Origin of the sequence: Methylophaga sp. UBA5088 (genome assembly GCF_002414625.1) — a bacterium.
GTDB lineage: Bacteria > Pseudomonadota > Gammaproteobacteria > Nitrosococcales > Methylophagaceae > Methylophaga > Methylophaga marina.
Genome location: NZ_DIAC01000103.1, coordinates 1 through 6,414 on the forward strand (window position 1 = coordinate 1; position 6,414 = coordinate 6,414).

Below are 6,414 nucleotides of genomic sequence, written 5' to 3' on the forward strand. Positions count from 1 at the left end.
GTTGAGCATGTGAAACGTGTTTCCAAGAAACCTGTTTTGGGCGTTGGCCGTTATACCGATCCTGAAAAAATGACGGAAATCGTCACCAAGGGTATCGTGGACATTATCGGTGCAGCACGTCCTTCAATTGCCGATCCATTCCTGCCGAAGAAAATCGAAGAAGGTCGTTACGACGATGTGCGTGTGTGTATCGGTTGTAATGTCTGTATTTCGCGTTGGGAAATCGGTGGCCCTCCAATGATTTGTACGCAAAATGCGACAGCCGGTGAAGAGTATCGTCGCGGCTGGCATCCTGAGAAATTTGCCAAAGCAGGTTCAGAAGACTCGGTGCTGGTGGTGGGTGCAGGTCCTTCTGGTTCAGAAGCGGCGCGTGTATTGATGGAACGTGGTTACACCGTTCACTTATACGATAAAGCTGAAAAAGTAGGTGGTCATCTAAACCAGGTTGTCACACTGCCTGGACTAGGGGAGTGGGGATATCACCGCGATTATCGTGAAACTCAGCTCGATAAGTTGGTTAAGAAAAACAAACACAATGTGATTGCGCTGGGTCAGAAACCACTGACCGCTGATGATGTATTGGAATACGGTGCAGATAAAGTGGTTATCGCCACTGGTTCACATTGGAATAGTGATGGTAATAACTGTCTGACACATGCACCAATTCCAGGTGCGGATGCGTCTCAACCAGAACAACTGACACCAGAACAAGTGTTATCGGGTGAGAAGAAAATTGGCAAACGCGTGGTTATTTTGAATGCAGACAGCTATTTCATGGCACCAAGTCTGGCTGAAAAATTAGCTACTGAAGGCCATGAAGTAACGGTTGTATCAGGTGTTCATTTGGGTAATTACATGCACTTTACTCTGGAATATCCAAACATGATGCGTCGTCTACATGAGCTGGGTATTGAAGAAATTGGTGATCACTTCTGCACACGTATCGAGAAGAATCGCCTGGAAATCTATAACCTGTGGGGTGATGGCTCTAAACGTAGCTATCGTGGTCCTGGTGTTTTCCCACGTGAAGAAAACAAGACTCACCGTTGGTTGGAATTTGATTCTTTAGTGCTGGTGACAGGTCGTTCTTCTGACAATGCCTTGTACAAAGAACTCAAAGAGCGTCAAGCAGAATGGGATGAAAACGGCATCAAAGGTATTTACCTGATTGGTGATGCTGAAGCGCCTCGTCTGATTGCTGATGCGACATTTACTGGCCAGCGTATCGCAAGGGAAATCGAGGAAGATAACCCTCAATATCCATTGCCGTACAAACGCGAAACGATTTCTTGGGGAACACCACATATGCCAGGTGGTAACCACGAGATCGAATACAAGATCTAGACCGGAAAAGGAGTGTGCTGTCGCTAACGGCAGCACGCTTTTCCAACCTCAGCAATCACTTATTCCTATTCCAAAAAAGCTTGCAGGTGTGTCATGAACGAAGCACAAGAGATTACTCGGATTTTATTTCAAGGTTTTCAGACCTCATCCATTTACCTTTTTTATGCGTTTGGTTATTCCGCTATCGCCGTCTTTATTTATGGTTGTTACGTTCAGGTAAGAAAATACCGTCGTGGTCAACCTGATGCGGCTTGGGGCGAATTTCTTGCACGATTTGGTGACATGGTCAAAACCATGCTGACACACCGCACGATTAAACGCCGTGACAGGGCGGCAGGCAAAGCCCATGCCGGTATATTTTTTGGATTTGTTTTGCTGTTTTTAGGAACAGCGACCATCACACTTGAATACGATATTTTAGAGCCATTATTTGGCTTTAAATTCTGGTATGGCGACTTTTACCTCTGGTTCTCACTGGTACTCGACATTGCCGGAACAGCCGTTATCGCAGGCGTTTTATACATGATGTATCGCCGAAAATGGCTGAAATTACCTAAACTAGATTACAAACGTCCCGATCGTGAACCGACCGATCCTGACTACGACCGCAGTGCTTATCGTCGTGAAGACTGGGCATTTTTATGGGGCTTTATCATCATTTTGATTACGGGGTTTTTGCTTGAAGCCTCACGTCTGATTTGGTTGATGAATGATGCCACTGTATGGGATTACCGCTGGTGGTCTCCAGTGGGTGCACTGATTGCTAATGCCTTACATGCTCTTGGCATGGGGCCGGAAGCGGCAGGGCATTTCCGTACCGGACTCTGGTGGTTCCATGGCTTTATAGCTTTAACCTTTGTTGCTTTGATTCCTTTTACCAAAGTGAAACATATCTTTACGGCATCGGCGTCGTTAATGTTTCGCGACCCTATGGCCGGTCGTCGTTTACCGATGGTGCCCGAAGATCAGGAAGAGATTGGGGTTAAAACCATTACCGATCTGACTTGGAAAAACTTACTGAATCTGGATGCCTGTACCAAATGTGGCCGCTGCCATGAAGCCTGTCCGGCTAATGCAGTGGGTGCACCATTATCACCACGTGATGTGATTCTGTCATTGCGTGAGTTTGCCAATAATACCTTACAGAAAAAAGAGTTACCGGACGAAGCCGAGCTGGATGTACATGGTAAAGATATCGGTCAGGTGTTTATGGAAACGCTGTGGTCATGTCGTACCTGTCTGGCCTGTGTGGAAATCTGTCCGGTAGCGGTTGAGCATGTGCCGATTATTGTGCAGATGCGTCGTAAGTTAGTGGATGAAGGCAATATGGAGCCGATTCTGCAAAAAACGCTGCAATCCGTGCATAAAAACGGTAACTCGATGGGCGAGTCTAAACGTAAACGGGCGAAGTGGACTAAAGATTTACCTTTCACCATCAAAGATGCCCGTAAAGAACCAGTGGATGTGATGTGGTTTGTCGGCGATTACGCGTCTTTTGACCCACGCAATCAGGTGGTGACCAAATCGTTTGCAAAACTGATGCGTCAGGCTGGTGTTGATTTTGGTTTGTTATACGAAGCCGAAATGAATGCCGGTAATGATATTCGTCGCGTCGGTGAAGAAGGGCTATATGAATTCCTGGCCACCTCGAATATCAGCACATTAGAAAAGTGTGATTTCCAATCCATTGTCACCACCGATCCACATTCATTTAACACCATCCGTAATGAATACCCGGACTTTGGTGGCGAGTTTGAAATTAACCACTACACCACGGTGATTAAACAGCTGTTAGAACAAGGAAAATTGAAGCTGAAAAAACAGCTAGATCTGATGGTCACTTTCCATGATCCATGCCATTTAGGCCGTTACAACAAAGGCTATGATGCGCCTCGTGACATTATCAAAATGCTCGGTTGTGACCTGGTGGAAATGGCACGTAATCGTGATAACTCGTTCTGCTGTGGTGCCGGTGGTGGACGTATCTGGATTCCTGATCCTGTTGGCATCCAAAAACCCTCTGAAAACCGAATTCATGAAGCCGGTGAAATTGAGGATCTGGACGTATTTATCGTTTCGTGTCCGAAAGATCTCACCATGTTTGAAGACGCACGTAAAACCGCCGGTTATGAAGGCAAGTTTGAAGTGAAAGAGCTGATTGAGCTTATCACTGAGTGCGTGGAATTTGACGATGATTCTGTTGATGAAGATGCAGACGCAGCTTAATGATTCGATGCCGGGCTCTGCGGCTGAGTTAATCTCAGTCGCGCTCGACAGCGGCGATATTTATAGCGCTGCAGCAGTGTATGGCCTGGCCGATATTGATGATAAAAAATCACTGGCAAAGCTCCTGACAGCAAAGCGTCGTGATGTACTTAAACTGGCACGTTGGGAACACACGCCTACTGAAGTGCTGGCCTTATTTGCTGATGTAGAGGATGAGGCCGTTCGCTTACGTATTGATAAAAACCCGGCAACACAGACTCAGACGCTAAGCAATTTATACCGTGATGAAGCAGATATCAGTTTTATCACCCTGATTGCTAAGCATGCCAATACCAGTGCCGAGGTGTTGTGGCAGATTTTGCATAGCAGCACGGCGACAGATTTAGTGCGTGCGGTAGTGAAAAATCCCAATACTGACGCCGAGACCTTAGCGCTGGTCGCTGAGAAATTTGCCGATCAATTTGATGCTGAACTTGCCAGCCATCCAGCAACATCCGCTGATTTATTAATGCGTTTATACGCACGTGGTAATGAGTTTGTTCAGGCTGCTGTGGTGGCTCATAAAGCATGTCCGGACACACTTTTTACACTTGCCGCGAAACAGGAAAGCAGTCTGATCCTGCGTCATTTAGCGACAAATCCACATATTGATAAACGACTGACCTCACGTTTGGCATTGGATAAGGGTTATTCAGTCAGGCGAGCGGCGGCAAGTCATAAAAATCTGCCCGCTTGGGTACTGGAACAGCTGGTTAGAGATGATTCCGAATATGTCAGGCGTGTGGTAGCGGCAAGAGAAGACCTGACGGCTGAGATGATGAATTGTCTGATAGCCGATACGGACCATTGGGTCAGACAATGGGTGGCTCTTAATCCAAAACTCAGTGACTCACAGCTGTACAGCTTGTCACAAGATGAGCACAAAGAGGTTCGTCGCGCTGTGGCCAGAAACCCAAAAACCAATTCGGCTCTGCTCAGACAACTCGCTAACGATGAACAAGTGTGGGTACGTGCTGCGGTAGCAAATCAGCCCAATACGCCGGCCAGCACCTTGATCATCCTTGCCGATATGGACGATATCGACGTGCTTGGTGGTGTCGCCTCCAACCCAAAAACACCGCAGAAAGTGCTACAGCGATTGAGCTATTCAATCAGTGCTGATGTCAGGCGGGCGGTCATTCTCAACAAAATGGCGATTCGTCAGACCTTATTGCCTCTGCTGGATGACCCGTATTACCTGAATCGCATGATGCTTATCCAAAGCAGAGCACTTAGTGCTGATGACAAATGGACCTTATATGACGATCCGGATCCGGCGGTTCGGTTCAGCCTTTTTACCTGGTTTTCCAGGCAATACCAGCAGTAACTCACTGCAAATAAAGCTGATGTAGACAGCAAAGTTAGGAGAAATAGCATGAAAATTTTAGTTGCAGTCAAAGAAGTCGCCTCACTTGACGATGACTTTGAAATTCGTGACGACCAATTGGACGTCGATGAGGACTTTCTGCTTTATGACCTGAATGAATGGGACGATTATTCCCTGGAAGAGGCCATGAACATTAAAGAAGCCGCGGATTCAGACGTGGAAGTGGTAGTTGTGTCTGTTGGGCCCGATCGGGTTGAGGAAAGTTTGCGTAAATGCCTGGCTAAAGGTGCAGACCGGGCAATTCGTGTGTGGTCGGATGAGATGGAAGGATCCGACTCGATTACCGTGGGCCGCATTCTGGCCGCGGTCGCTGAACAAGAAAAACCGGACATGATTTTTGCCGGTGTGCAGTCGTCTGATGATGCAAATGGCTCGACCGGTATTTCTTTATCGTCTTATCTGAATTGGCCTCATGCCGCCGTGGTAGCAGGTCTGGACTATACGCCAGGCAGCAATAAAGCTGTCGCCACCCGCGAACTTGAAGGGGGAATGGCACAGGATGTGGAAATAAGTTGCCCTGCGGTTTTAACCATTCAACTCGGTATTAATACACCGCGTTATGCCTCTTTACGCGGTATCAAACAAGCCGCTGCTAAACCTATCGAAGAAATCAGCCTGAGTGATTTTGGATTAAGTGCCGAGGATGTGGGCGCCGATGCGAGTTTTGCACGAGTACGTCGTATGTACATTCCAGAAAAAGGTATGGCGACCATGATTGAGGGTACACCCGCAGAACAGGCCGCAAAACTGGCTGAGATAATTAAAGAATACAGAGGAGAACTCTAATGAAAACGATTTTGGTGATGGCGGAAACACGTCAGAATGAATTACGCCCGAATTCTCTGGAAGTGATCTCCGCTGCGCAGGAGTTGCGACATGCAGATGATAAGGTCATCGTTGCAGTGGCGGGGATGAATGCGGATAACTACACCAGTGCTTTATCGCTCGCAGGTGTTGATGAAGTGGTGGCGGTGAAAACGGCAACAGAAGATTTTGATGCCGATATTCAGGAAGCAGCCGTGTCAGAGCTGATGGAAAAATACACACCATCTGTGGTATTGATGCCGCATTCTGTTGATAGTCTGGGTTATGCGCCAACGCTGGCTCGTAAAGGCAATTATGGTTTTGCCAGTGATGTATTTGGGCTCGCTTATGATGGTGACGATCTAGTTGCAACCCGTGCCGCCTATAACCAAAAGGTGAATGTGGAAGTGGACTTCCCAGGTAAAGACTGTGTATTACTGACTATCCGCCCAAGCGTATTTAAGCAGGCTGAAGATGCTGGTTCGCCAACGATTTCATCATTGGATATGACATCGCTGACCAGCCGCAGTCAGAATCTGCGTTATGTTGAACCGGAAGGCGCAGATGATATTGATATTACGGGTGTGGACTTTATTATGTCTATCGGCCGCGGT

The 6,414-nt window shown here is 47.3% G+C and carries 5 protein-coding genes; all 5 read left to right on the forward strand.

Annotated features, from left to right (window positions below; genetic code table 11):
- Window positions 1–1,344 (forward strand): FAD-dependent oxidoreductase (locus B4K20_RS12795; protein WP_289283163.1); only part of this gene is annotated, 1,344 nt, incomplete at its 5' end.
- Between the two features lie 93 nt (window positions 1,345–1,437).
- A complete protein-coding gene (locus B4K20_RS12800; protein ID WP_289283164.1) occupies window positions 1,438–3,570 on the forward strand; it encodes a heterodisulfide reductase-related iron-sulfur binding cluster in 2,133 nt (710 codons plus the stop codon).
- Window positions 3,548–4,936, forward strand: coding sequence for a hypothetical protein (locus B4K20_RS12805; RefSeq protein ID WP_289283165.1), 1,389 nt, complete (start codon window positions 3,548–3,550; stop codon window positions 4,934–4,936). Before B4K20_RS12800 ends, B4K20_RS12805 begins: the two co-directional genes overlap by 23 nt.
- A 48-nt stretch (window positions 4,937–4,984) precedes the next feature.
- Entirely contained in the window at window positions 4,985–5,782 is a 798-nt protein-coding gene (locus B4K20_RS12810; RefSeq protein WP_289283166.1) for an electron transfer flavoprotein subunit beta/FixA family protein, read from the forward strand.
- A partial coding sequence (locus B4K20_RS12815) for an electron transfer flavoprotein subunit alpha/FixB family protein (RefSeq protein WP_289283167.1) occupies window positions 5,782–6,414 on the forward strand: 633 nt, incomplete at its 3' end. The genes B4K20_RS12810 and B4K20_RS12815, both read left to right, overlap by 1 nt.